This is a genomic window from Lysinibacillus sp. 38-6 (assembly GCF_046245175.1).
Classification (GTDB): domain Bacteria; phylum Bacillota; class Bacilli; order Bacillales_A; family Planococcaceae; genus Lysinibacillus.
This window is the reverse complement of sequence record NZ_CP176417.1, coordinates 2,089,668-2,116,001: the sequence shown is the minus strand read 5'-3', so window position 1 is coordinate 2,116,001 and position 26,334 is coordinate 2,089,668. Positions and strand designations below refer to the sequence as shown.

The window sequence follows — 26,334 nt, the reverse complement described above, 5'->3', positions numbered from 1 at the left end:
GGGCAGAAAATGAGAAAAACAAAAATCGTATGTACAATTGGTCCAGCAAGTGAGTCACCGGAAATTTTAGAAAAACTAATTGAGGCAGGTATGAATGTAGCCCGCTTAAATTTTTCACACGGTTCACATGAAGAACATGAAGTGCGCATTAATTTAATTCGTGAAGTTGCAGAAAAGTGTGGGAAACCAGTTGGGATTTTGCTCGACACAAAAGGACCTGAAATTCGCACACATAATATGAAAAATGGCGAGCTGCATTTATCAGCTGGTCAAGTAATTGATATCTCAATGACTGAAGTAGAAGGAACAGAGGCAAGTTTCTCTGTAACGTATGATCGACTCATTGAAGACGTAGAGCAAAATTCAATTATTTTATTGGACGATGGTTTAATTCAATTACGTGTATTAGCAACAGATACAGAAAAAGGACTTATCCATACAATCGTGGAAAATGCCGGTGTCTTAAAAAATAAAAAGGGAGTTAATGTCCCTGGTGTTTCAGTGCAACTACCTGGAATTACGGAAAAAGATGCACAAGATATTCTATTCGGTATTAAACAAGGTGTGGATTTCATTGCCGCTTCATTCGTTCGTCGAGCTAAAGATGTATTAGAAATTCGTGAGTTACTTGAGCAAAATGGTGGTAGCCATATTCAAATTATCCCAAAAATCGAGAACCAAGAAGGTGTCGATAATATCGACGAAATCATTTTAGTTTCTGACGGATTAATGGTTGCACGTGGTGACTTAGGCGTAGAAATTCCTGCTGAAGAAGTACCTTTAGTTCAAAAGAAATTAATTTTAAAATGTAACCAAGTTGGCAAACCAGTTATTACAGCAACGCAAATGTTAGACTCAATGCAACGTAATCCTCGTCCAACACGAGCTGAAGCAAGTGACGTTGCAAATGCCATTATTGATGGAACGGATGCAATCATGCTATCTGGTGAAACAGCAGCAGGGATTTATCCAGTAGAATCTGTACAAACAATGAATAAAATTGCACAACGTACAGAAAATTCATTAGACTATAAAGCAATCGTTTCTACACGTAGTCGTGAAAAAGAAGCGAACATGACAGAGGCTATTTCGCAGGCAGTTGCCTATACTTCGATTAACTTAGGTGTAAAAGCCGTCCTAGCTCCAACAGAGAGTGGTAACACAGCACGTATGATTGCAAAATATCGTCCTGGTGTACCGATTGTCGCTGTAACAGGCGCAGCAAATACTGCAAGTGCACTTACACTTGTATGGGGTGTCTATCCTGTAGTATGTCAACGTGTTACAACAACTGACGAAATTTTAGAGCTTGCAGTAGATGAAAGCTTAAAACACGGTTTTGTCACGCACGGTGATGCTGTTGTTATTACGGCAGGTGTTCCTGTAGGTGAAGCAGGTACTACGAACTTAATGAAAGTACACATCATTGGTGACTTACTTGCTCGCGGACAAGGGATTGGCAAAGCGTCTGTTATCGGTCATACAGTTGTAGCAAAAAATGCTGCTGAAGCCTTAGCGTATGATACGGAAGGCTGTATTTTAGTAACGGTCGGTTCTGATCGCGATATGATGCCAGCAATTGAAAATTGTATCGGACTTATTACAGAAGAAGGCGGTCTGACAAGTCATGCCGCAGTTGTAGGGCTAAGTCTTGGTATCCCTGTAATCGTCGGCGTAAAAGAAGCAACAACATTAATTCGTCACGGTCAGGAAATAACAATGGATGCGGAAACCGGCGTTATTTACAAAGGACATGCAAGTGTTCTTTAATAGGTAGTGAAAAGGCTCTAGTATGGGGTAACCGTACTAGAGCTTTTTAAATAAAAGAATACATAATTTAAAGGCCTATTGATTTTTAGTTGAAACTTATTGGGCTATAATAACATATAGAAGGTATAGCTTTTTCAATAGAAGGGAGAAAAATATGAAAAAAGTTTTTCTTAGTTTTGTTGTGTATGCATTAGCCGAGCTGGCGTTATTAATAGTTATTGGTCAAACTATTGGCGTTTTCAATACATTATTACTTGTTGTGGCAACGACAATCATTGGCATTTATATAGCGAAAAATAAAGGTATTAATTCCGTGAAAAACGTAAAACATATGGTAGCGCAAGGGCAAGCACCGGGACCTGCCTTAGTTGATGCGATGTTGAATTTTAGCGGTGGCGTCCTTTTAGCATTACCTGGTTTTATCACCGATCTCATTGGTTTGTTACTGCTTTTGCCGATAACACGTAAATTGTTCCAACCGCTTGTATTTTACTGGATGCGTAAAAAAATGAAAAAAGGCCAATTTATTATCGTTCAAAAATAGATTTCTCTTTTAGCTTTACAGCTAGAAATAAAAATATTGGGCTCAGTAAAATACCATAAAAACCAAATAATAAGATGGAGGCAGCACTGATGAAAAACGTATGGAATGTACGTAATTGCAGGGTATTCGACCAGAGCATCGATTCAGCAAGCTGCCTTGTTAGTTGAACAAACAAATATAATAGCAAAATGGCTACACATAAAAAGGTATCACCTTTGAAATAAAAGTAAACGCTCATTGGTACGAGAAAGACGCCGATGCCAAAGAACGGTAATACATCTGCGAATGCAACAATGAAAGCTTTAATAATGGCTTGTTCAAATTGTAATAATAAAAAGCCTCCGCACAAAATAAGTAATGTAATTGTAAATAATTGAAACTCAACATATACAAAGTAATGAAACAATTGCATAACTTTAGAAAAATGAGCTTGCCATTGATTTCTATATTTTTTTGGAACGTATTGAAAAAACCAAGTACGAGATTTGCGGGTTTCGATTAACGCAAAATAGTAGGCAACAAGGAAAATAAAAACTTCAATAACATGCTTCATAAATATTTGAAATAAGTTGGCAGTATACACGACGATAGAATCGAAAATAGAGAGCGATTTTTCTTGTAAAAACTGGATAAACATTGATTCGTATTCCGTGAACAATGGGAAGTTTTGAAGTGTGTCACGTATTTCTGGAAAGATGAGTATAATGCTGTTTATTGAGATGACGATGAGGAGAGCAAGACAAGAAAGTATCAGTATTTCAACAATAATGGCAGCAATCCAATAATTGAGCTTACAGTACTTATGAAGAAAATTTATGATAGGGTACGTGGTAAATGATAAAAAAATAGCAAGTGATACAGGTAATACGAACCATAGAATCACTAAGTAAAAAACAAATAACAAAACATTAATAGTTCTTTCGTATGAAAAATATTTAATATTCCTCATTTTAACAAATTCACCCCAATTCAAATGAAAATATATTGTCAAAATATACAAAAAAACCTCTTTAGTACGTTTTTCTAGTCGCTCGTCCTACTTTTTCTTAATTTGAAGGATTTTCATTCACAAAGCTGTCAAAAATGATTATAATAACAATGTAAGCGATTTACTTAATGGTTCATGTGAGCAAAAACGTAAATGCTAAGGTTGAAAAAGCGTTTACAACAAAATTATTAGTATGAGGGAGCGATAATTTATGTCAGCAACAAAAGGTTTAGAAGGTATCGTAGCAGCGGAATCTAAAATCAGTTCAATTATCGATGACACACTTACATATGTTGGTTACAACATTGATGATTTAGCAGACAACGCATCATTTGAAGAGGTAATTTACCTACTATGGCATACTCGTTTACCTAAAGCAGACGAGCTTGCTGAGTTAAAACAACAATTAGCAGACAACATGTCTATTCCACAAGCAATTGTAGACCAATTCAAAACGTACCCACTTTCAACTGTACATCCAATGGCTGCACTTCGTACGGCAGTATCTTTACTTGGTGTATTCGATGAAGAAGCGGATGTTATGGATCCAGAAGCTAACTATCGTAAAGCAATTCGTCTACAAGCTAAAATTGCAACTGTTGTTACTGCATTTGCGCGTGTACGTAAAGGTTTAGAGCCAATTCAACCAAAAGCAGAGCTTAGCTATGCAGCGAACTTCCTATATATGTTAAAAGGCGAAGAGCCAGCACCAATCGAAGTAGAAGCGTTCGACAAAGCGTTAGTATTACATGCTGACCACGAATTAAATGCTTCTACATTTACTGCACGTGTATGTGTTGCTACATTATCAGATGTATATTCTGGTGTAACTGCAGCTATCGGTGCATTAAAAGGACCACTTCATGGCGGAGCAAATGAGCAAGTTATGAAAATGTTAACTGAAATCGGTTCTCTTGATAATGTTGAATCTTATATTCAAAATAAATTAGATAACAAAGAAAAAATCATGGGCTTCGGTCACCGCGTATACCGCAAAGGCGACCCACGTGCACCACACTTACGTGTAATGTCACAAAAATTAACTGAACTAACTGGTAAACCAGAGCTTTATGATATGTCAGTTAAAATCCATGACATGATTGTTGAACAAAAGAAATTACCAGCTAACGTAGACTTCTTCTCTGCGTCAGTATACGATTCTTTAGGTATCGATCATGACTTATTCACACCAATTTTCGCAGTTTCACGTACTTCTGGTTGGGTAGCACATATTCTTGAGCAATATGCTAACAACCGCCTAATCCGTCCACGTGCAGATTATGTTGGACCAGGCATGCAGAAATATGTTCCAATCAGTGAGCGCTGATTTGGAAAATATGCTAGAATATTTGGGACTGTGTTACCTATAACACAGTCCTATGATTATGAATTTAGGAGGCAACAAAAATGTCAAACAAAATTGTAGTTGAAAACGGCGTACTTAATGTACCAAACAACCCAGTAATCCCATTCATCGAAGGTGATGGTATCGGTCCTGATATTTGGGCAGCAGCATCACGCGTTATCGACGCAGCAGTAGAAAAAGCTTATAACGGTGAAAAGAAAATCGAATGGTTAGAAGTTCTAGCTGGTGAAAAAGCATTTAACCAAACTGGTGAATGGTTACCTCAAGAAACTTTAGATAAAATTAACGAATACCTAATTGCCATTAAAGGTCCTCTTACTACGCCAATCGGTGGTGGTATCCGCTCTCTAAACGTAGCTTTACGTCAACAACTTGATTTATATGTTTGCTTACGTCCAGTACGTCACTTTGATGGAGTACCTTCTCCAGTTAAACGTCCAGAAGACGTTGATATGGTTATCTTCCGCGAAAACACAGAAGACATCTACGCTGGTATTGAATTCGAATCAGGCTCTGAACAAGCTAAAAAAATCATCAACTTCCTACAAACTGAATTTGGAGTAAACCAAATCCGTTTCCCAGAAACTTCAGGTATCGGTGTAAAACCTGTATCTAAAGAAGGTACTGAGCGTTTAGTTCGTTCTGCTATCGAGTATGCTATCAAACATAACCGTCCATCTGTGACTCTAGTTCACAAAGGAAACATCATGAAATTCACTGAAGGTGGATTCAAAAAATGGGGTTATGAATTAGCAGAAACTGAATTTGCTGATCAAACTTTCACTTGGAACCAATATGATGCAATTAAAGCTGACCAAGGTGAAGAAGCAGCAAACAAAGCACAAGCTGAAGCTTTAGCAGCTGGTAAAATCTTAGTAAAAGATTCAATCGCTGATATCTTCTTACAACAAATCTTAACTCGTCCAACTGAGTTCGATGTAGTAGCTACAATGAACTTAAATGGTGACTATATTTCTGATGCATTAGCTGCACAAGTTGGTGGTATCGGTATCGCTCCAGGAGCAAACATTAACTACGTAACTGGACATGCGATCTTCGAAGCTACTCACGGTACAGCTCCAAAATATGCTGGTTTAGATAAAGTAAATCCATCTTCAGTATTACTTTCAGGTGTATTAATGCTTGAACACTTAGGATGGCAAGAAGCTGCTGACATGATCACTAAATCTGTAGAACAAACAATTTCTTCAAAAGTTGTAACTTATGACTTCGCTCGTTTAATGGACGGCGCTACAGAAGTGAAATGTTCAGAATTTGCGAACGAACTAATTAAAAACTTATAATTTTTACGATTAAGCGTAAAAATAATAACTGTAACGATCCACGATCTTTCAACAGATAACTGTTTAATGTAAAATTGGTTTGCTACAGTCATAATGTACCTGGTTTTATCGAGGGAGAGAGAATTTATTCTCCTCCCTTTTTTAGCATATAACCTCAATCAAAAGGAGCGTATTCAAATGTCTTTGAAACGTAAAAAAATCTCAGTAATCGGTGGCGGATTCACCGGCGCTACTGCAGCTTTTTTAGCAGCACAAAAAGAACTTGGTGATGTTGTATTAGTAGATATCCCACAAGCTGAAAAGCCAACTCAAGGTAAAGCTTTAGATATGTGGGAAGCTGCTCCAATACAAGGTTTTGATTCTTTTGTTAAAGGTACTTCTAACTATGCAGATACTGCAGATTCTGATGTGGTCATCATTACTGCGGGTGTCGCGCGAAAGCCTGGCATGAGCCGTGACGACTTAGTTCAAATCAACCAAGGCGTTATGAAAACTGTTTCACAAGAAATTGCTGCTCATTCACCAAACGCAACCATCATCGTATTAACGAATCCTGTTGATGCGATGACTTACACAGTATTCAAAGAAACTGGTTTCCCGAAAAACCGCGTAATCGGTCAATCGGGTGTACTGGATACTGCTCGTTTCTGTGCTTTTGTTGCAGAAGAGCTAAACATCTCTGTCAAAGACATTACTGGTTTTGTTCTAGGTGGTCATGGTGATACAATGGTTCCACTTACACGTTATTCTTTTGCAGGTGGTATTCCATTAGAAACGTTAATCGCCCCAGACCGTTTAGCGGCAATTGTGGAGCGTACTCGTAACGGTGGTGCAGAAATCGTTAATTTACTTGGTAACGGTTCTGCCTATTATGCGCCAGCAGCTGCGCTTGTGGAAATGGCTGAAGCGATTATCAAAGATCAAAAGCGTATACTGCCATCGATCGCTTACTTAGAAGGCGAATATGGTTATAACGATATTTATTTAGGCGTACCAACATTACTTGGTGCAGATGGTATCGAAAAAATCTTTGAACTAGAATTAACCGCCGAAGAAAAAACGGCGTTGGATAATTCTGCTGAAGCCGTAAAAGCAGTTATGAAAGTGTTAAGTTAATAAAAGTTTATGTAATCGAGTAGGAATCATTCTTACTCGATTTTTTTAGTTACTGTAAAAACAGCTGTTATTGTACTTTATACTATGCCTAAACATAAAATGGTTATTCTGCTTTTCATTGTACTTTTAGAATAAAATTGATACTATGAAGGTAGTATGATAGAAAAGGGGTTGGCATATCTTTGCTTCAAAAGAACAGTAAGCTTGGTCTCACTATTGATGAAATTACAGTTGGCGAGAAGATTCATATTACTGAAAAAATAGAAGATAAGGATTTATTGCTTTATTTAGGACTGACAAATGATAATAATCCGCTTTATATTCAACACGATTATGCAGCGATGACGCCTTTTAAAAAGCCGATTGTACCAACGATTATGTTAAATGGTATTATTACGTCAGCTGTATCGAAGTATATACCCGGACCAGGTGCACGTATTATTGAACAGCATTTAACTTATTTAGAACCTCTCTATCATTATGAATTATTTGATACGCTTTTAGAGGTAACAGAAGTGAATAAAGTACAGAATACGATTACCGTATCTGTGCTCTCCTATAATGAACAAAAGCAGCTAGTAATTGAAGGAACATTGCTGGTGACACCACCACTGGCATTATAGCGAGCGTCTTGAGATTTGAAATGGGGGTTTCAAATCACTAACGGAGGCAATAAACATGACAAAGACTATTTTAGTTGTAGAAGATGAATTATCAATTGCGACCTTATTAAAATATAATTTAGAGCAGGCTGGCTATTCCGTCGAAACGGCAGCAGATGGTTTAGAAGGGCTGAATAAGGCTATGGAAATACAGCCAGATTTAATCCTTTTGGATTTAATGCTTCCAAAGCTTGATGGCATGGAAGTTTGTAAGCAAATTCGTCAGCAACGGATGAATACACCTATCATTATGTTAACCGCAAAAGATGATGAATTCGATAAAGTGCTTGGTTTGGAGCTAGGTGCTGATGATTATATGACGAAGCCATTTAGCCCGCGGGAAGTATTAGCGCGTGTTAAAGCTGTCCTAAGACGATTTACACAAAACGTTGTATTAGAGGATAAAGATGAGCCTCAAGAAAAAATGTATGAATTTGGACAACTGCGTGTCTTTCCGGAGCGTTTTGAAGTATTTTTACAAGAAGAAGCACTTGAATTTACACCGAAGGAATTTGAACTACTTATTTATTTATTAGAAAACAAAAACCGTGTTTTAACGCGTGATCAGCTATTAAGTGCTGTTTGGAAATATGATTTTGCCGGCGATACGCGTATTGTGGATGTGCATATTAGCCACCTTCGCGATAAAATAGAAGAAAATAGTCGTAAGCCGATGTTTATTAAAACAATTCGAGGTCTTGGCTATAAATTTGAGGAGCCGAAAACTTCATGAAATCAATGAGCAATCGCTTATTCTTGACATTCATGCTTTCACTCGGAACAATTCTAGCTGTCCTAATGATTGTTATAGGTCAGCTTTTTCCTGTTTATGTTGAGCAATACAACGAGCGATCGAGCGCATTAAGTCAAGAAGCAATGGAAAAAATACTTGATGAACGGCAGATTTCTTTATCTGAGGAAGATAAAAATGCTTTGTTTACTGCGCAAAGTGTCGATAGGAAGGACTCGCTCCTGTCCTATGTTCGCGCCCGCTTGTATGGCGTGTTAGCGATTTTATTTACAATGACGCTTATTTTAATTGCGGTAGTCAGCCGTTATATGATTCGAAATTTTACCGCACCGATTGATAATGTAACCGAAACAGCACTTGAATTGGCGAAAGGCAATTACCGTGCCCGTGCACACGAAAATGAACATGAACGCATGATGCCGCTTAGCCATTCTATTAATATTTTAGCGCGCAATTTACAAGATATTACGACGATACGAGAGGTAGAAGAAGAAAGGCTAAAGACGTTAATTGAAAATATGGGAAGCTCCCTTATGATGATTGGACGAGAAGGCAATATTTCAATCGTCAACCGCGTGTTTCTAGAACGTTTTGGCATGCAGCTAGAACACGTGCAAGGCAAAGTCTTTCGAACGATCGGTTTACCAAAAACGCTTGAGCAATTTATAGACCACGTATTTTTAACAGAAATGCCCTATCGACAACAAATTAAAATGGAAGTGCAACAAGAGCTATACAATAAAGAAGTGTATGGAGCACCAGTAATTGGCGACCATGGACGATGGCTAGGTGTGGTAATCGTTATGCATGACATCACAGAGCTTGTGCGCTTAGAGCAAATCCGTAAAGACTTTGTAGCCAATGTATCACATGAACTTCGTACACCGATTACGTCCATTAAAGGTTTTTCTGAAACATTATTAGATGGTGCATATAAGGATGAAAAGATGCTACTATCCTTTTTGGAAATTATGCATAAAGAGAGCAATCGCCTGCAAATGCTTATTCAAGATTTATTAGAGCTATCGAAAATCGAACAACATGGTTTCACCGTCAATATTATGCCAATGGGTCTGCAAGATGCGCTGATCCGAGGTGCAGAGTTAACAGGTCCGCGACTTGATGAGAAAAATATGAGCTTTCATGTGGATATTGCTCGTGATGTAGAAGTCATGGGGGACGCGAATCGTGTCATTCAAATTGTCACGAATTTAATTACAAACGCGATAACGTATTCACCTGAAAATACAACCGTAACGATTCGCCTGAAGGAAGATGACAATTACGGAATTATTGAAATAGAAGATGAAGGTATCGGCATTGAAAAACATGAAATAGCCCGTGTCTTTGAACGCTTCTATCGTGTAGATCGTGCACGCAGTCGGAATTCTGGTGGCACCGGTTTAGGATTAGCTATAGTGAAGCACCTTGTGGAGGCGCATCACGGGCGGATTCAAGTAGAAAGCAGCGTTGGTGTTGGCACAAAAATGATTGTTATGATACCGAAAAAATTAACAAATTCTTTACAATAATCATACGTAATATTCAAAATAGAGGGCTATACTATTTTATAGAAACCCCCTATTTTGTAATTGTAAGATAAGAAAATTTAATTGAAGATTTCGATGGTTGCTACTTTAGCATCCCCAACAAAAAGAATCTATTTCCAACGTTTTTTTGGAGATAGATTCTTTTCTGTTTTACACACGGATGAATTAGGTGTAAAGTATAGTAACATAATAAATTGAGAGAAGGTTGACCATGAAAATCGTCAAAAGTTTCGTGCAAATCGGCTATCTTTATATCATTTTATTTATAGGGAATAGCATTGCACGTTTACTTCACTTGCCGATTCCAGGTAGTATAATTGGGCTGGTTTTATTATTTTTACTGTTACAGTTTCATCTTATTAAGCTAGAATGGATCGAGTTAGGCGCAGGATTATTACTGAGTGAATTATTATTGTTCTTCATTCCTTCGGCGATTGGTGTTATTGATTATGATGCCTTAATCGGTGTACAAGGAATGAAAGTTGTCGTTGTTATTTTAGCAAGTGCATTTGTTGTTATGCTTGCGACGGGATATACGGCACAGTGGCTTGGCAGAAAGAAAGGTGATGCTGCATGACATTCGTTATTGCTGTTATCAGTTTACTAGGAACCATCGCTACTTTTTATGCTTGCAAAGCACTCCATCAAAAGTTTCAGAAAGAATGGCTTACGCCGATATTGATTACCCCATTAGTAATTATTATCGTATTGCTCGTAACCGATACTTCTTATGCGTCCTATAATGCAGGGGCAAATATTTTGTCAAATTTGTTAGGACCTGCAACTGTTGCCTTTGCAGTGCCGATTTATAAAAATGTTCAACTATTAAAAAAGCATGCTTTTGAAATTATCGTTAGCATTGCAGTTGGCTCAGCTGTTGCAATCGCATCGTCCTATATAATCGCACTAGTAGTTGGACTAAATAATGAGCTTGTTCATAGTTTAGTACCACGTTCTGTCACAACACCTATTGCTATGGATATTTCTAATATGATAGGTGGTTCACCTACACTTACTGCTGTTTTCGTTATGACAACCGGTATTTTGGCTAGTTTGCTGGCACCAATCGTTATGCGGTTATGTCAATTCAAAAAGCCGTCTGCCAGAGGCCTAATGCTAGGTATGGGTGCACATGGTACTGGTACCTCAAAAGCATTTGAAATGGGAGAACTAGAAGGCACCTTTGCTAGTCTTGCTATGATTGTAGCCGCTCTAATTAGTATTGTATTATCCACTACATTTTTCCCGGTATTAGAACATGTCGTGATGAATATCCTGTTACCTTAAAGGTAACAGGATTTTTTAATTGTGTGAGAATTGTTTGAGTGCCTGGCACTCAAACAATTTTTATGTCCCGCGGAAAGCGAAGTGGATTTTTACAATTTAGAAGCTCTCCTTATGCATTTGACTTACATTTGAGTGTACTTTATGAAATTATTTTGAATCTTTTTAAATGCTATACCGTATACAATAGTACTAAGTAAAAGGGAGGAACAGACATGAGTGTGAAAAAGACACTAATGATGGTAGGACTTGGGATATTCGGCATTATAGCACTTATCGCGGTATTTACTTCGTGGTACACCGTCGATGAATCGGAGCAAGCAGTTGTGATAACATTTGGTCGGGCTGATGAAACAGTAACGAATCCGGGCTTACATTTGAAAATGCCTTGGCCGATACAATCCGTTGAGGTTTTATCGAGAGAAACGTTTAGTTTACAGTTTGGCTATAAGCAAGATAAGGAAGGCGAATTGGTTGCTTTTGATGCAGAAACTAAAATGATAACAGGGGATGAATACATTGTTCTAACAGATCTTGTTGTACAATGGAAAATTACGGATCCTCGTAAGTATTTATTTAATGCACAAAATCCAGAAGAAATATTACATAGCGCTACATCAAGCGCGATTCGCTCTATCATTGGTAGCTCGACAATTGATGCAGCATTAACAGATGGAAAAGCAGATATAGAAGCCAAAACAAGAGATTTACTTGTATCATTAATAGAGAAATATGATATCGGTATTGGTGTTTTAGGTGTCAAATTGCAGGATGTAGAATTACCGAATGCGGAAGTTCGTGCAGCATTTACAGCCGTAACAGATGCACGCGAGACGAAAAATACAAAAACAAATGAAGCGCAAAAATATAAAAACCAACGAATAAGTGAAGCGAAAGGTGAAAAGGACGCCATCATTTCAAAAGCAAATGGTGCGAAAACAGCTCGTATTGAGCAAGCTCATGGGGATGTCGCAGTCTTTAATAAAATGTATGAACAATACAAAGGAAACCAACAAATTACGCGCGAACGGCTTATTTTAGAGACGCTTGAAAATGTCTTACCGAAGGCGCAAATTTATATTATGAATGATGATGGTAGTACGATGAAGTATTTACCACTTCAGCCGTTACAACCAACTACACAACAATCACCGACAGAGCAACAGACAACAACAGAGAAAAAAGAAGGGAGCGGTAATTAATGGACCAAAAAAATAAAGATCTAGATAAATTTTTAAATTTTTTATCCGGAAAATCCAAAAAAACTGCTCCGAGTGATGGAGACAATGTAATTAAGATGTCAAAAAAAGGCCCTTTAAATCCTAAAAAATATATCTCTTTAATTGTCACATTAACGGTTGTATTTGCTGTTGCGGTCATTCTTTTTGCCAATGTGTACATCGTGAAAGAATCCGAATATGCAGTTGTTCGACAGTTTGGGGAAGTTGTCAAATTTGAACGCAATCCAGGCTTGAAAATCAAGGTACCTTTTATTCAAAGTGTGACGACACTGCCGAAAAATCAATTAACATATAATATTTCTGAGGAAGAAATTAATACAAAAGATAAAAAGCGTATTATTATCGATAATTATGCCGTATGGCGTATTACAGATCCAAAAGCATTAATCTCCAACGCGGGAACACTGACGAAGGCAGAATCGCGAATGGCAGAGTTTATTTATTCCGTTATTCGTACAGAGCTAGGGCAACTAAAATACGATGAAATTATTAATGATGAAAACTCCACACGAGGTAGTTTAAATGACCGTGTAACGAACCGTGTGAACGAACTATTGCTGAACGATAAATATGGAATTGAAGTAGTCGATGTGCGAATTCGTCGCACAGACTTGCCAGCAGAAAATGAGCAATCTGTCTTTACCCGCATGGTTTCTGAACGTCAATCTACTGCACAGCTATATTTATCAGAAGGTGATGCGGATAAACGCCGTATTGAAGCACAAACAGATAGAGAAGTGCAGGAGATGCTAGCAACAGCCAACAAAGAAGCCGCATTAATACAAGCCGAGGGAGAAGCGGAAGCAGCGAAAATTTACAATAGCTCTTTTTCGAAAGACCCAGAGTTTTATTCCCTCTACCGCACGTTAGAATCTTATAAGAAAACAGTTGGTGAAGATACAGTTATTATCTTACCGTCAACGTCACCATATGCCAAAGTATTATCAGGCTATATAGAATAATGTAATCCTTGCAGGGGTTAATAAAAAAGAACTGAATTGAATAGATAGTACTAGTTGATGGTAGCGAAGGCGGCGGCTCCTGTTCAGAACGCATACAGCGCAAGCATAGGGGTGCGGCTAACGGTGCAAAGCGTAAAGCGTCCATCGAAGAAGTCGTCAATGGCATAGCCAAAAGTGTTAGATTGATAGTAGTCAATCTAACACTTTTTTTCTTTTGACCTTGTAGTAATGTTCGTGTCTAAATTATGAAATTACTACTATCAAATATTTGGTTGTGTCATAGACTGCTATTTTCTGATAAAATGAGGATGTTTAAAAATGATAGATGGGGGTAATAGCTGTGAAATTAACTATTAGCACGTGGCTCCAAAACTTAGGGATTGCTTGTAGCATCGCATCGTTTTTTACACTTTTCTTTCGCATATCTGACTTTGCTTGGGTGACGAAAAGTGTTTATTATATTCCGGTATTTTTTGTGATTTTGTTTTTATTAGGATTGGTCATTGCAGAGGATGTACGCAAAGTGTTTAAAAAAATGTTCTGGTACGAGAAACGTCAAGAACAACGTCCTATTTGGCAAGTGGGCATTGGTTTTATTTTCTTCCTGGCACAAATTGGCGTGGTCATGGTGTTTAGTACAGGACTAACACATTTAAAATTAGGCGGCATGCCGTTATTTTTCGTTATTGCTTTTATGAATGCCTTCATTATGACGGTTATTTATGAGGAAATTTTCTTCCGTAAAGAAAGAGCGAAGACGACAGTTAATAATAGTAAGTAAGTCGATTGCTAGAAGCAATTGACTTTTTTTATGGATTTAGCCTAAAAAACTGATGAAAATAAACTTCAAGTGATTTTTTCAACTGATCTGCGTCCTATGATTGGTAAAATGTCCGCTTTCCCGATAAAGTAGAGGAAAGAGGCATTTTCAAACATACGTTTTCGTTTTACAATGAAAAGAACGACGATTTCAGGAGGAACTTAACATGACGAAGGAAAAATTACTATTACTCGACGGTAATAGTTTAGCTTACCGTGCATTTTTTGCGTTACCATTGCTAACGAATGATAGCGGTATCCATACGAATGCGGTATACGGTTTTACCACGATGTTACAACGAATTTTAGAGGAAGAACAACCGACGAAGATGCTCGTTGCATTCGATGCAGGTAAAACAACGTTCCGTCACGATACCTTTACAGAATATAAAGGTGGCCGTCAAAAAACACCACCAGAATTATCAGAGCAATTTCCTTATATTCGTAAACTGATCGATGCCTATGGGATTAAGCGCTATGAACTTGATATGTACGAAGCTGACGATATTATTGGTACATTGGCGAAAGAAGCAGCGGAACAAGATATGGAAGTTATCATTGTGTCAGGTGACCGCGATCTTACACAGCTCGCAACGGATAAGGTAACAGTGTATATTACGAAAAAAGGTATTACTGAAATCGAAAAAAATACGCCTGCCTTTATTGAAGAAAAATATGGCCTAACGCCACTTCAAATTATTGATATGAAGGGTCTTATGGGGGATGCCTCGGACAATATTCCTGGTGTACCAGGGGTTGGCGAAAAAACAGCAGTTAAATTGCTAAAAGAACACGGTTCAGTTGAAGCATTATATGAAGCAATGGATACGTTAAAAGCTTCTAAAATGAAAGAAAAGCTTGTTGCTAATGAGGAACAGGCGCTTATGAGTAAAAAGCTAGCGACAATTTTTACAGAGGCACCAATCGACATTACATTTAATGATCTTGCCTACAATGGACCGAACGAAGAACAGCTTATTAGTGTATGGCAGGAGCTAGGTTTCAAATCATTGCTAGAAAAAAGTGAGTTTTCTGTAGAAGAAGAAGAACGTGCCCCATTTGCCTTTGACATTGTCCAAGAAGTGAAACAAGAGCACTTAAAAGATGTGATGGCTTTGCATCTAGAGCTAGAGGACGAGCATTATCATACTTGTCAGCAGTTAGGGCTCGCATTAACGGATGGAACGAAGACGTTTTATGTGCCATTTGCTGCGGCTTCTCAATCCGATGTACTGCGTCGTTGGTTGGAAGATGCCACGAAAATCAAATATATTTCAGATTCCAAAGCAGCGCAAGCGGCCTTGCAACGTGCAGGTATTCATTTAGCGGGTGTTGAATTTGACTTATTGCTAGCATCTTATATTAATAATCCGGCACTTAGTGGGGATGATGTGGCGACTTTAGCAAAAGATCTTGGCTACCGTGAAGTGCAAGCAAATGAGGCAGTCTATGGAAAAGGCGCAAAACGTTCGATACCGGCTAGTGATGTATTAGCGGAACATGTAAGTCGAAAAGCGTTTGCTGTATGGACATTGCAACCTAAATTAGAGCAATTGCTAAAAGAAAATGAACAGTTTGACTTGTATAAAAACCTAGAACTACCACTGGCTTCGATTTTAAGCGAGATGGAAAGTGAAGGGATTACAGTAAACCGTGAAACGCTAGAAACGATGGGGCAAGAGCTAAGTAATAAACTAGTCATAATCGAGCAGGCAATTTATGCGGAAGCGGGAGAAGCATTTAATATTAATTCACCGAAACAATTAGGTGTTATCCTGTTTGATAAGCTTGGTTTACCAGTTATTAAAAAAACGAAAACAGGCTATTCTACGGCCGCAGATGTGTTAGAAAAGTTAAAGCCAGAACATGCCATTATCGAGCATATTTTATTGTACCGTCAGCTTGGAAAGTTACAATCAACTTATATTGAAGGCTTGCTAAAAGAAATTCATGAAGAGGATGGAAAAGTGCATACACGTTTCCAGCAAGCTTTAACGTCAACAGGCCGTCTAAGTTCAACGGACCCTAACTTACAAAATATTCCGATTCGCTTAGAGGAAGGTCGTAAAATACGTCAGGCGTTTGTGCCATCACAAGAAGATTGGATTCTTTTCTCAGCCGATTACTCGCAAATTGAATTGCGTGTCCTTGCACATATGTCTGAAGATAAAAACTTAGTAGAAGCTTTCCGTGAAGGCATGGATGTTCATACGCGTACAGCGATGGATGTTTTCCATGTGACAGCTGATGAGGTTGATAGCAATATGCGTCGTGCTGCTAAAGCAGTTAACTTCGGTATTGTATATGGCATTAGTGACTACGGTTTATCCCAAAATTTAGATATCACACGTAAGGAAGCAGCTATCTTTATTGAGAAATATTTTGCCAGCTTCCCTGGTGTTAAAAAATATATGGATGATATTGTCCAAGATGCAAAATTTAATGGCTTTGTCACTACACTATTAAATCGCCGTCGTTATTTACCGGATATTACGAGTTCAAATTTCAATCTACGCAGCTTTGCGGAGCGAACAGCGATGAATACACCGATTCAAGGAAGTGCTGCCGATATTATTAAAAAGGCAATGATTGATATGGATGCACGTTTGAAAAAGGAAAATATGCAAGCGAAGCTTCTTCTACAGGTGCACGATGAATTGATTTTTGAAGCACCTAGAGAAGAAATTGCCTTGCTAGAAAAAATTGTACCAGAGGTGATGGAAAATGCCATTGAGCTGAATGTTCCATTGAAAGTGGACTTCAACTATGGAGCAACTTGGTACGAAGCTAAGTAAGGAGGGGTAACATGCCTGAATTACCAGAGGTAGAAGGTGTTGTGCAGGCATTAAAGCCAGAAATCGAAGGGCGCACAATTAAGCAAGTCCAACTATCAGAAATTATTCGCTTTTCTTATGATAAAGGAAAGCAATGTATCGTGAAGCAAGCTGAGCCAGATGCATTTGAAATGGCATTATCGCAAATGACGATTACGAAAATTGAGCGCCGTGCAAAATATATATTTTTTCATTTGATGAAAGACGACATGTCCTATGTGTTAGTTAGTCATTTAGGTATGACAGGGGCATGGTTTATCGTTAATACGCCTGAAGAAATTAACGAAGAGAAATTTAAGAAGCATATCCATGCGACTTTTCAAATGGCAGATGGTGGCTATTTAATTTACTCAGATATTCGTCGCTTTGGGGAACTACGATTTTTAACGAAAATTGAGGATCATGCACCGCTAACAAAAATGGCGCCAGAACCGTTTGATGAAGCAGCATGTGATTATTTTATAGCGAAATCATTGTTACCGAAATACGAGAAAAAAGCGGTGAAAGAAGTTATTATGGATGGGCAAGTAATTTCCGGCTGCGGCAATATTTATGCGACGGAGGCGTTGTTTGCGCAAAAAATACACCCGGCACGCAAAATGAACCGCATCAGTGAAAAGCGCAAACGTGCCCTGTTTCGCGCCATTGTAGAGGTCTTGCATCAAAGCATTGAAGCAGGAGGCTCGACAATTTCAGATTATCGCAATATTAACGGTGAAGCTGGGAGCATGCAAAATCGATTAAAAATGTATGGCAAGAAAATATGCCCTGTATGTGGTACGGGGACGAGTCAAATGACAATTGGTGGACGCACATCCGTGTTTTGCCCAAGTTGTCAACATTAAAGGGGAATGAACTATGATTATCGGACTAACAGGTAGTATTGCGAGTGGTAAAAGTACAGTCGCGAAAATGATGACAGCACTAGGGTTACCGATTGTCGATGCAGATATTGTAGCACGTGATGTCGTAGAACCAGGGACAGAGACATTGGCACTCATTGTCAAAAGTTTTGGTGAAGATATCTTGCTAGAAGATGGCACGTTGAATCGTTCGAAACTAGGGGATATTATTTTCCATGAGCCTGCGAAACGTAAAGTTTTAAATGATATTATGCACCCTGCTATTCGTCAGGAAATGCTACGCCAACGTGATGCGTATTTAGAGGCTGGACAAAAACATGTTGTGATGGATATCCCGCTCCTTTTTGAAAGCAAATTACAACATTTTGTTGAGCGGATTTTAGTTGTTTCCGTTAGTGAAGAGGTGCAACTTCGCCGATTAATGGAGCGCAATCAATTGTCAAAAGAAGATGCGCTCGCTCGTATGCATTCACAGTTACCGATGTCTGTGAAAGAAAAAAGTGCACATGCTGTTATTTACAATAATGAAAATTTACAGCAAACAGAAGAGCAGTTACTGAAGATTCTTACGCATTGGGGCGTACTTTAGTCGAAATGTACGAGGGTAGTAAGAGCTAGCGATGTTTTTTACTAAGGTCATGGCTTTCCGCACAACACGGTGTAAGTCTTTACAGACGCGTGGAAGTGGAATGCTCACCTAATTATGTTATGCTATTTAAATTATTGTCATTCAACGGACAATTGCCTAATTGTATGGAAATTGTCTAAAGAAATGTTTAATTTGAGTTGAATATTACTTTTGCGCAGCGATAATCGCTGCGCATTTTTTTGTTTTTATGCGTAATAATAAGTATGAAGCACTGTATTTTTTCATTTCCAAAAAGGTGCTATTTTTCAGAAAATAAGAACTTTTTTATTATCAATATATAATGTTCATCTTTTTTAAAATTGTGTTATACTAATTACCGTAAAGTAAGTATATAATGAATATGAGTATGCACTCACAGGAGGATTTTATAATGACAGTATCAGTTGCTATTAATGGTTTCGGACGTATCGGACGTATGGTTTTCCGCCAAGCGATCATGCAGGATGATTTAAATATCGTTGCGATTAACGCAAGCTATCCAGCAGAAACGTTAGCACATTTGATTAAGTATGACACAAATCACGGAACATTCGAAGGTACGATTGAACCTGCAGGGGATGCTTTAATTGTCAATGGTAAACGTGTCCAAATTATTAGTGAACGTGATCCATTAAAATTACCATGGGCTACAATGGGTGTAGATATTGTAATTGAAGCAACTGGTAAATTCAATGATCGTGAGAAAGCAGCAATGCATTTAGAAGCGGGCGCGAAAAAAGTTATTTTAACAGCACCAGGTAAAAACGAGGACGTTACAATTGTTTTAGGTGTAAATGATGAAAAACTAGATGTTGAAAAACATGATGTCATTTCAAATGCTTCTTGTACTACAAACTGCTTAGCACCAGTTGCAAAAGTATTGAATGATACATTCGGTATCGAAAGCGGTTTAATGACAACAGTTCACGCTTATACAAATGACCAAAAAAACTTAGATAATCCACATAAAGATTTACGTCGTGCGCGCGGTTGTGCACAATCAATTATTCCGACTTCTACAGGTGCAGCTAAAGCACTGAAACTAGTGTTACCAGAATTGGAAGGTAAAATTCATGGTATGGCACTTCGTGTACCTACACCAAACGTATCATTAGTAGACCTTGTTGTAGATTTAAATACAGATGTGACAGTTGATTCTGTTAATGCTGCATTTGTCAAAGCAGCAACTGAAGGGCCAATGAAAGGCATCTTAAACTTCTCAATCGAGCCACTTGTATCTGTTGACTACAACACAACAACGTTCTCTTCAACAGTTGACGGCCTATCAACAATGGTAATGGGCAACCGTAAAGTAAAAGTACTTGCTTGGTACGATAACGAGTGGGGCTATTCTGCACGCGTAGTAGACTTAGTGAAAAAAGTGGCCAATGCATTAGAAACAGTAAAAGCTTAATGATGTTTTCCAACACTTTAGCACATTGAAATCTTAAAGGTTTCAATGTGCTTTTCTATTTAGAGTGCCAGGCACCCGAAATATTCAGAATTGTTTGAGTGCCAGGCACTTGGATGAATGCGCTTTTCTTACTTGTAGGAAATTTGTTATAATATAAATATCAAATTGTTGTGGAATCAGGAGAGTAAAAATATGAGATGTCCTTCTTGCCAATTTAACGGAACACGTGTAGTGGATTCGAGGCCAGTAGATGATAATAAAGAAATTCGTAGACGTCGTGAATGTGAGTCGTGTGGCTTTCGTTTTACAACGTTTGAAAAAATTGAAGAGACACCGTTAGTCGTTGTGAAAAAGGAAGGCTCGCGTGAAGAGTTTAGCCGCGAGAAGGTTTTGCGCGGTCTTATTCGTGCTTGTGAGAAGCGTCCTGTCGCTCTAGATGTATTAGAGGGACTTGTCATGTCCATCGAAAAGGATCTGCGCCGTATTGGAAATGCTGAAGTACGCTCAGAAGATGTCGGAGAAATGGTCATGGACCGCTTGGCAAAAATCGATGAAGTGGCCTATGTTCGTTTTGCTTCAGTTTATCGTCAGTTTAAAGATATCAATGTTTTTATTGAGGAAATTAAAGAAATTATTCAACGTCAAACAGAAAAAAAATCATAGCAAACAGAGAGGGTGACTGACGTTGATTCATCTGTATAAAGAATTGCAGCCGGCTGATACTTTTGACATTCGTCTACCTCATGCGCTTTCCACGATGGAACGTCAGTTAGTAACGTTATTTTATCAACCGTTAACCGGTGCTGAACCTATTAGTCTTTATTTAACGTTATGGGCAGAAGCAGAACAAATGCCAAGTCAGCAAATGAATCATTATTATTTAATGAATGTCCTTGGACTGCCGATAGGTAAAGTGTTCGAAGCCCGTATTGCGCTAGAAGCAATCGGTTTATTGCGAACTTGGAAAAAAGAAGAGGCAGATCAGCGAAGCTTTGTATACGAGCTCATGCGCCCTCTTGATGCAGATAGCTTTATGAAAGATCCACTATTATCCATGTTTTTGTTTAGTAAAATCGGAGAGCAGGCCTATCGCAAGTTGCGTCAACGTTTTATTCAGCCTGTAAAGGGTACAGAATTTAAAGAAGTATCACGTGCCTTTATGGATGTCTTTAAACCAGTCAGTACGAAAATTCCTTCCGATTTACAAGGAGGAATTGAAAGTAAAGAAAATAAGCAAAAGGTCTATCCGTTTTATTTTGAGCAATTTGACTTTGACTTGCTTCAGGCAGGTTTATCTGACCAGCTAGTACCAGCAAGCTTATTGACGCTTGAGGTGCGTGAAACTATAGCAAAGCTAGCATTTTTATATCATTTAACAGCGTTAGATATGCAAAAGGTCGTTATTTTAGCGCTTGATGACGAATTAGGTATATCACTCGAACGCTTGCGCAAAGCAGCAGCTGATTTTTATAAGCTGACCGTTTCCAAAGAGCCGCCAAAGCTTGCCAAAGTATTTGCTTCACCGGTAGAGGAAGATGCTGTTCAAAAAACGAAAGATCAGGAGCTGCAACATTATTTGGAGTCAACGCCTCCTGTTCAAGTGCTACGAGATATTAATAATGGCAAGGAGCCGTTGCAAACATCTGTCCAATTAGCTGAGAGTTTAATCGTACAACATGGGATGCCGGTAGGCGTGGTCAATGCATTGCTTGAGTACGTCATGCTATCGACGGATATGAAGCTTCCGAAGAAGTATGTAGAAACCATTGCTGACCATTGGGTACGTAAAAATATAAAGACGGCGAAGGAAGCAATGGAACTTGCGCGTCAAGAACATGACAAGTATACAACGTGGAAAAATAAACCGCAGACGCCAACTAAAAATACGCAGTATGCGAAAGGGCGAGCCAATAATCAGCAAAAGGAAAAAGTGCCTGAGTGGTTTTATAAACGCAATGAGCAACCTGAGGAAAGCGCGTCTGCTACAAGCACGATGGATTTTGAAAAAGAGCGTCAAAAAATATTAGCAATGCTTGGGAAAAGCGATAAGTAAGGTAGGTGAATGGCAATCGAACCAATAAACAAGCCATTAAACAGAGCAATACAAGTACCATCATTTCAAGAGCGATATGAAGCGATGCGTAGAGAAATTTTAGAACACCCTAGAGTACAAGCGTTTTTAGCAGAAAATGCAGAAGAGTTAAGCTATGATGCAGTGGAGCGCAACTTGCCGAAACTTCATGAATTTATTAGTCAATCAACCGTTTGTTGTGGCTGCGATCATACAGCTCATTGTACCAACTATTTAAAAGGTTTTATTCCTACATTACGCGTTGTGCGTAATACAGTTGAAATTGATTACGTGCGTTGTGAACAAAAAGTACGTGAGGATGAACGTCGTGATGTTGCGAATATGATTGCCAGTATGCATATGCCGAAAGACGTGCTGCAAGCAACTATCCAAGACTTAATGATTGATGATGAATCAAGGGTGCTGATCGCGCAACAGGCAGCACAATTCGTTAAGAAAACAGAGGAAACAGGGCAGCTTCCGACAAAAGGTTTTTATTTATATGGCAAGTTTGGCGTAGGAAAATCTTTTGTACTTGGTGCACTTGCAAATGAATTAGCTTCTAAGAAAATACGGTCAGTAGTCGTTTTCGTACCAGAATTTTTACGCGAAATGAAAAATGCAATCGGTGATAATACATTAAATGAAAAAATAGATTATGTAAAAAAAGCACCTGTATTGATGCTCGACGATTTAGGGGCAGAAACGATGTCAGCGTGGACACGTGATGAAATTTTAGGGACAATCTTCCATTATCGGATGGCAGAGCAATTACCTACATTTATTACGTCTAATTTTAACTATGATGAATTAGAACACCATTTAGCCCAGTCTCAAAAAGGCGATATTGAGGTTGTAAAAGCTGGACGAATTATGGAACGTGTGAAAGCTTTAACAGAGCCGATTGAAATGCGTGGCAAAAATCGACGTTTATAATATTGACAGTTGCATTTTACGACAATCGAGCGTATACTGTCACATATACTATATATCTTAATGCAATGATGAGGACATGAATTTTGTGTAACGGCTTTTAGAGAGGGAAGTCATCGGCTGTAAGCTTCCTAGTTTGGGCACAATTTTTACTACCTACTGAGCAGCGAAAGGGAAAATCTTTCGCCGGTCCCTAGCCCGTTAGCTAGCCTTGAGCTTCGTCTGACAATTTGGTCGGAAGGAAGAAGGGTGGAACCACGAGCATACGCTTCGTCCCTTTTGTGAGGGACGGGGCTTTTTTGTTTTTTACGGTTTTTTGCTCAACGGCATACCCATCATGCATCACACAATCAACCACATAAGGAGTGCAAAAAAATGTCAGACATGATTAAATTAACGTTCCCAGATGGCGCTGTAAAGGAATTTGCAAAAGGCACATCTACTGATGATGTAGCATTATCGATTAGCCCTGGGCTTCGTAAAAAAGCATACGCAGGTAAAGTAAATGGAGAGTTAGTAGATTTAAAAACACCAATTGAAGAAGATGCAACAATTGCGATTATTACGCAAGATGATGAGGAAGCATTAGAAATTCTTCGTCACTCAACTGCCCATTTGACAGCACAAGCGATTAAACGTCTGTTCCCAGAAGTAAAGCTTGGTATTGGTCCAGTTATTGAAGGTGGCTTCTACTATGATATTGATGCACCGACACCAATTACTGCTGAAGACCTTCCAGCAATCGAAAAAGAAATGAAAAAAATTATCGCTGAAAACTTAGAGGTTGAGCGTAAAAATGTAAGTCGTGCAGAAGCACAAGCCATTTATGAAGAAGTTGGCGATGAGTACAAATTAGAATTACTTGAAGCGATTCCAGCTGATGAGCAAGTGTCAATTTACTACCAAGGTGAATTTTTCGATCTTTGCCGCGGTATTCACGTACCATCAACAGGTAAACTACGCGAGTTCAAATTATTATCATTAGCAGGAGCTTATTGGAGAGGAAACTCTGATAACAAAATGCTACAACGTATTTACGGTACGGCCTTCTTCAAAAAAGAAGATTTAAAACATCACCTTCAAATGTTGGAAGAGGCAAAAGAACGTGACCACCGTAAAATCGGTAAAGAATTAGAATTGTTCACTACTTCTCAAAAAGTAGGTCAAGGTTTACCGCTATGGTTACCAAACGGTGCAACAATCCGTCGTGTAATTGAACGCTATATCGTGGATAAAGAATTATCGCTTGGTTATAAACATGTATACACACCAGTACTTGGTTCAAAAGAGCTTTACCAAACTTCTGGTCACTGGGATCATTACCAAGATTCCATTTTCCCACCAATGGAAATGGACAATGAAACATTAATTATGCGTCCGATGAACTGTCCACACCATATGATGGTTTACAAAAACAGCATGCACTCATACCGTAACTTACCATTACGTATTGCTGAGCTAGGTACAATGCACCGCTATGAAATGTCAGGTGCGGTTTCAGGATTACAACGTGTACGTGGGATGACGTTAAACGATGCGCACATCTTCGTACGTCCAGACCAAATTAAAGCAGAGTTCCAAAAAGTTGTACAATTAATTTTAGAAGTATATAAAGACTTTGATTTAAAAGATTATTCATTCCGTCTATCTTACCGTGACCCAGCGGATACAGAGAAATACTTCGATGACGATGCAATGTGGGAAAAAGCACAAAGCATGTTAAAAGAAGCGATGGATGAGCTTGGCTTAGATTACTTTGAAGCTGAAGGTGAGGCTGCGTTCTATGGCCCTAAACTTGACGTACAAGTAAAAACAGCAATCGGTAAAGAAGAGACACTATCAACTGTACAGTTAGACTTCTTATTACCAGAACGCTTTGACTTAACATATGTAGGTGAAGATGGGAAACCACATCGTCCAGTCGTTATTCACCGTGGTGTTGTGTCAACAATGGAACGTTTCGTAGCGTTCTTAATTGAAGAATACAAAGGTGCATTCCCGACTTGGTTAGCGCCAGTACAAGTAGAGGTTATTCCGGTATCCAACGAAGCGCACTTCGACTATGCAAAACAAATCGAAGAACAGCTGACAGCAGCAGGTTTACGTGTTGAAATGGATGACCGCGAAGAAAAACTTGGCTACAAAATCCGTGAAGCCCAAATGAAAAAGATCCCGTACATGCTTGTTATTGGGGATAAAGAAGTTGAGGCAAACGGTGTGAACGTACGTCGCTACGGCTCAAAAGATTCAGAAACAATTTCTTTCGAAGACTTCCTAGCGACTATTAAAGCAGAAGTTGCACGTTATTAATTGAACAAAGTACTTGATTATCTTTCAATCTTTGTACTATAATGGCGTATAAACTGTAAGTGTATTGCACATACTAATGATAAGATTGTAAAAAATATATTTGACAATCTAAATTGTACATGCTAATATAATGAAGGTTAATGAATACAAAGTTTGTGGTTGAAGTAGAGGCTGCCCGCTTCTCACCTGATACAACGCTTAGGCTGTGAACAGGTATGACACGTTGAATTGTTTTGCGTACACTTACGCATGCACATATAGCGGGCGGACATCTTCAAAATGTCCGTCCTTTTTTTATGGACATGACAGGAGGATGTACCGTTCAACCGGGCAAGGCTTTGCCCAAACCATGTATTCGCGACAACTACTTGGAGGTGGATTACTATTAGCAAAGACATGTATGTAAACGAAGGCATTCGCGCACGTGAACTTCGATTAATCGATCACAATGGTGACCAGCTTGGTGTAAAGACACGTAACGAAGCGCTAGAAATCGCCACTCGTGTGAACTTGGATCTTGTCCTTGTGGCCCCTCAAGCCAAGCCGCCAGTCGCTCGTATCATGGACTATGGTAAATTTAAGTTTGAACAGCAAAAGAAAGACCGCGAAATTCGTAAAAATCAAAAAGTCATCGTAATGAAAGAGGTTCGCTTGAGCCCAACAATCGATGAACATGATTTCCAAACGAAGCTACGTAATGCGATTAAATTCCTTGAAAAAGGCGATAAAGTTAAATGTAGCCTACGTTTCAAAGGTCGTGCGATTACACACAAAGATATTGGTCAACGTGTGTTAGATCGTTTTGCTGAAGCTTGTGCTGAAGTATCTACGGTTGAACAAAAACCGAAGATGGAAGGCCGAAGCATGTTCTTAGTTCTTCAACCAAAGAACGAGAAATAGTATTAGACGAAACAGTTTAGGAGG

23 protein-coding genes and 1 other annotated feature are annotated in these 26,334 nt (G+C 38.7%); of the genes, 22 read left to right on the top strand and 1 reads right to left on the bottom strand.

Annotated elements, in window-relative coordinates:
• Window positions 1-9: 9 nt before the first annotated feature.
• Complete coding sequence (gene pyk / locus ACKVEV_RS11005) at window positions 10-1,770, top strand: pyruvate kinase (RefSeq protein WP_409370404.1); 1,761 nt, start codon at window positions 10-12, stop codon at window positions 1,768-1,770.
• A 154-nt stretch (window positions 1,771-1,924) separates the two neighbouring features.
• Window positions 1,925-2,314: an FxsA family protein gene (locus ACKVEV_RS11000; RefSeq protein WP_409370403.1), complete on the top strand. Its 390-nt coding sequence runs from the start codon at window positions 1,925-1,927 to the stop codon at window positions 2,312-2,314.
• On the opposite strand, the gene ACKVEV_RS10995 is transcribed toward ACKVEV_RS11000, so the two are convergent.
• Window positions 2,298-3,263, bottom strand: a complete 966-nt coding sequence (locus ACKVEV_RS10995; RefSeq protein WP_409370402.1) for an AI-2E family transporter — start codon at window positions 3,261-3,263, stop codon at window positions 2,298-2,300. The genes ACKVEV_RS11000 and ACKVEV_RS10995 overlap by 17 nt on opposite strands.
• Window positions 3,264-3,513: 250 nt before the next feature.
• Here ACKVEV_RS10995 and citZ point away from each other — a divergent pair, with 250 nt between their 5' ends.
• From citZ to infC, 20 genes are all read left to right on the top strand, one after another.
• On the top strand, window positions 3,514-4,629 hold the full coding sequence (gene citZ, locus ACKVEV_RS10990) for a citrate synthase (protein ID WP_409370401.1): 1,116 nt from the start codon (window positions 3,514-3,516) through the stop codon (window positions 4,627-4,629).
• 80 nt (window positions 4,630-4,709) lie between these two features.
• Window positions 4,710-5,972 carry an NADP-dependent isocitrate dehydrogenase gene (gene icd, locus ACKVEV_RS10985; protein WP_409370400.1) on the top strand — a complete coding sequence of 421 codons (1,263 nt, stop codon included), beginning with the start codon at window positions 4,710-4,712 and terminating at the stop codon, window positions 5,970-5,972.
• Between the two features lie 177 nt (window positions 5,973-6,149).
• Window positions 6,150-7,088 carry a malate dehydrogenase gene (mdh, locus tag ACKVEV_RS10980; protein ID WP_409370399.1) on the top strand — a complete coding sequence of 313 codons (939 nt, stop codon included), beginning with the start codon at window positions 6,150-6,152 and terminating at the stop codon, window positions 7,086-7,088.
• Between the two features lie 182 nt (window positions 7,089-7,270).
• Entirely contained in the window at window positions 7,271-7,711 is a 441-nt protein-coding gene (locus tag ACKVEV_RS10975; protein WP_409370398.1) for a MaoC/PaaZ C-terminal domain-containing protein, read from the top strand.
• Between the two features lie 55 nt (window positions 7,712-7,766).
• A complete protein-coding gene (locus ACKVEV_RS10970; RefSeq protein ID WP_409370397.1) occupies window positions 7,767-8,483 on the top strand; it encodes a response regulator transcription factor in 717 nt (238 codons plus the stop codon).
• Window positions 8,480-10,033, top strand: coding sequence for a two-component system histidine kinase PnpS (pnpS, locus tag ACKVEV_RS10965; protein WP_409370396.1), 1,554 nt, complete (start codon window positions 8,480-8,482; stop codon window positions 10,031-10,033). The genes ACKVEV_RS10970 and pnpS overlap by 4 nt, the downstream gene beginning before the upstream one ends.
• Window positions 10,034-10,262: 229 nt before the next feature.
• A complete protein-coding gene (locus tag ACKVEV_RS10960) occupies window positions 10,263-10,628 on the top strand; it encodes a CidA/LrgA family holin-like protein (protein WP_409370395.1) in 366 nt (121 codons plus the stop codon).
• Window positions 10,625-11,338: an LrgB family protein gene (locus ACKVEV_RS10955; protein ID WP_409370394.1), complete on the top strand. Its 714-nt coding sequence runs from the start codon at window positions 10,625-10,627 to the stop codon at window positions 11,336-11,338. The genes ACKVEV_RS10960 and ACKVEV_RS10955 overlap by 4 nt, the downstream gene beginning before the upstream one ends.
• Window positions 11,339-11,550: 212 nt before the next feature.
• Window positions 11,551-12,537: an FtsH protease activity modulator HflK gene (gene hflK, locus ACKVEV_RS10950; RefSeq protein WP_409370393.1), complete on the top strand. Its 987-nt coding sequence runs from the start codon at window positions 11,551-11,553 to the stop codon at window positions 12,535-12,537.
• Entirely contained in the window at window positions 12,537-13,538 is a 1,002-nt protein-coding gene (gene hflC, locus ACKVEV_RS10945; RefSeq protein WP_409370392.1) for a protease modulator HflC, read from the top strand. Before hflK ends, hflC begins: the two co-directional genes overlap by 1 nt.
• A gap of 340 nt (window positions 13,539-13,878) precedes the next feature.
• Window positions 13,879-14,319, top strand: coding sequence for a DNA polymerase I (locus ACKVEV_RS10940; RefSeq protein WP_409370391.1), 441 nt, complete (start codon window positions 13,879-13,881; stop codon window positions 14,317-14,319).
• A 205-nt stretch (window positions 14,320-14,524) separates the two neighbouring features.
• Window positions 14,525-17,152: a DNA polymerase I gene (gene polA / locus ACKVEV_RS10935; RefSeq protein WP_409370390.1), complete on the top strand. Its 2,628-nt coding sequence runs from the start codon at window positions 14,525-14,527 to the stop codon at window positions 17,150-17,152.
• Window positions 17,153-17,163: 11 nt separating this feature from the next.
• Complete coding sequence (mutM, locus tag ACKVEV_RS10930; RefSeq protein WP_409370389.1) at window positions 17,164-18,036, top strand: bifunctional DNA-formamidopyrimidine glycosylase/DNA-(apurinic or apyrimidinic site) lyase; 873 nt, start codon at window positions 17,164-17,166, stop codon at window positions 18,034-18,036.
• Window positions 18,037-18,049: 13 nt separating this feature from the next.
• A complete protein-coding gene (gene coaE, locus ACKVEV_RS10925; RefSeq protein WP_409370388.1) occupies window positions 18,050-18,643 on the top strand; it encodes a dephospho-CoA kinase in 594 nt (197 codons plus the stop codon).
• Window positions 18,644-19,073: 430 nt separating this feature from the next.
• Window positions 19,074-20,096 (top strand): glyceraldehyde-3-phosphate dehydrogenase, encoded by a 1,023-nt coding sequence (locus ACKVEV_RS10920; protein WP_409370387.1) that lies wholly within the window; start codon window positions 19,074-19,076, stop codon window positions 20,094-20,096.
• Window positions 20,097-20,288: 192 nt separating this feature from the next.
• Entirely contained in the window at window positions 20,289-20,759 is a 471-nt protein-coding gene (gene nrdR, locus ACKVEV_RS10915) for a transcriptional regulator NrdR (protein ID WP_402920621.1), read from the top strand.
• Between the two features lie 22 nt (window positions 20,760-20,781).
• Complete coding sequence (locus tag ACKVEV_RS10910) at window positions 20,782-22,149, top strand: replication initiation and membrane attachment family protein (RefSeq protein ID WP_409370386.1); 1,368 nt, start codon at window positions 20,782-20,784, stop codon at window positions 22,147-22,149.
• 15 nt (window positions 22,150-22,164) lie between these two features.
• A complete protein-coding gene (gene dnaI / locus ACKVEV_RS10905; RefSeq protein ID WP_409370538.1) occupies window positions 22,165-23,103 on the top strand; it encodes a primosomal protein DnaI in 939 nt (312 codons plus the stop codon).
• 372 nt (window positions 23,104-23,475) lie between these two features.
• Entirely contained in the window at window positions 23,476-25,410 is a 1,935-nt protein-coding gene (thrS, locus tag ACKVEV_RS10900) for a threonine--tRNA ligase (protein WP_409370385.1), read from the top strand.
• 156 nt (window positions 25,411-25,566) lie between these two features.
• Window positions 25,567-25,711, top strand: a sequence feature (ribosomal protein L20 leader region).
• Window positions 25,712-25,806: 95 nt separating this feature from the next.
• Window positions 25,807-26,310, top strand: coding sequence for a translation initiation factor IF-3 (gene infC / locus ACKVEV_RS10895; protein ID WP_024363824.1), 504 nt, complete (start codon window positions 25,807-25,809; stop codon window positions 26,308-26,310).
• Window positions 26,311-26,334: the final 24 nt, after the last annotated feature.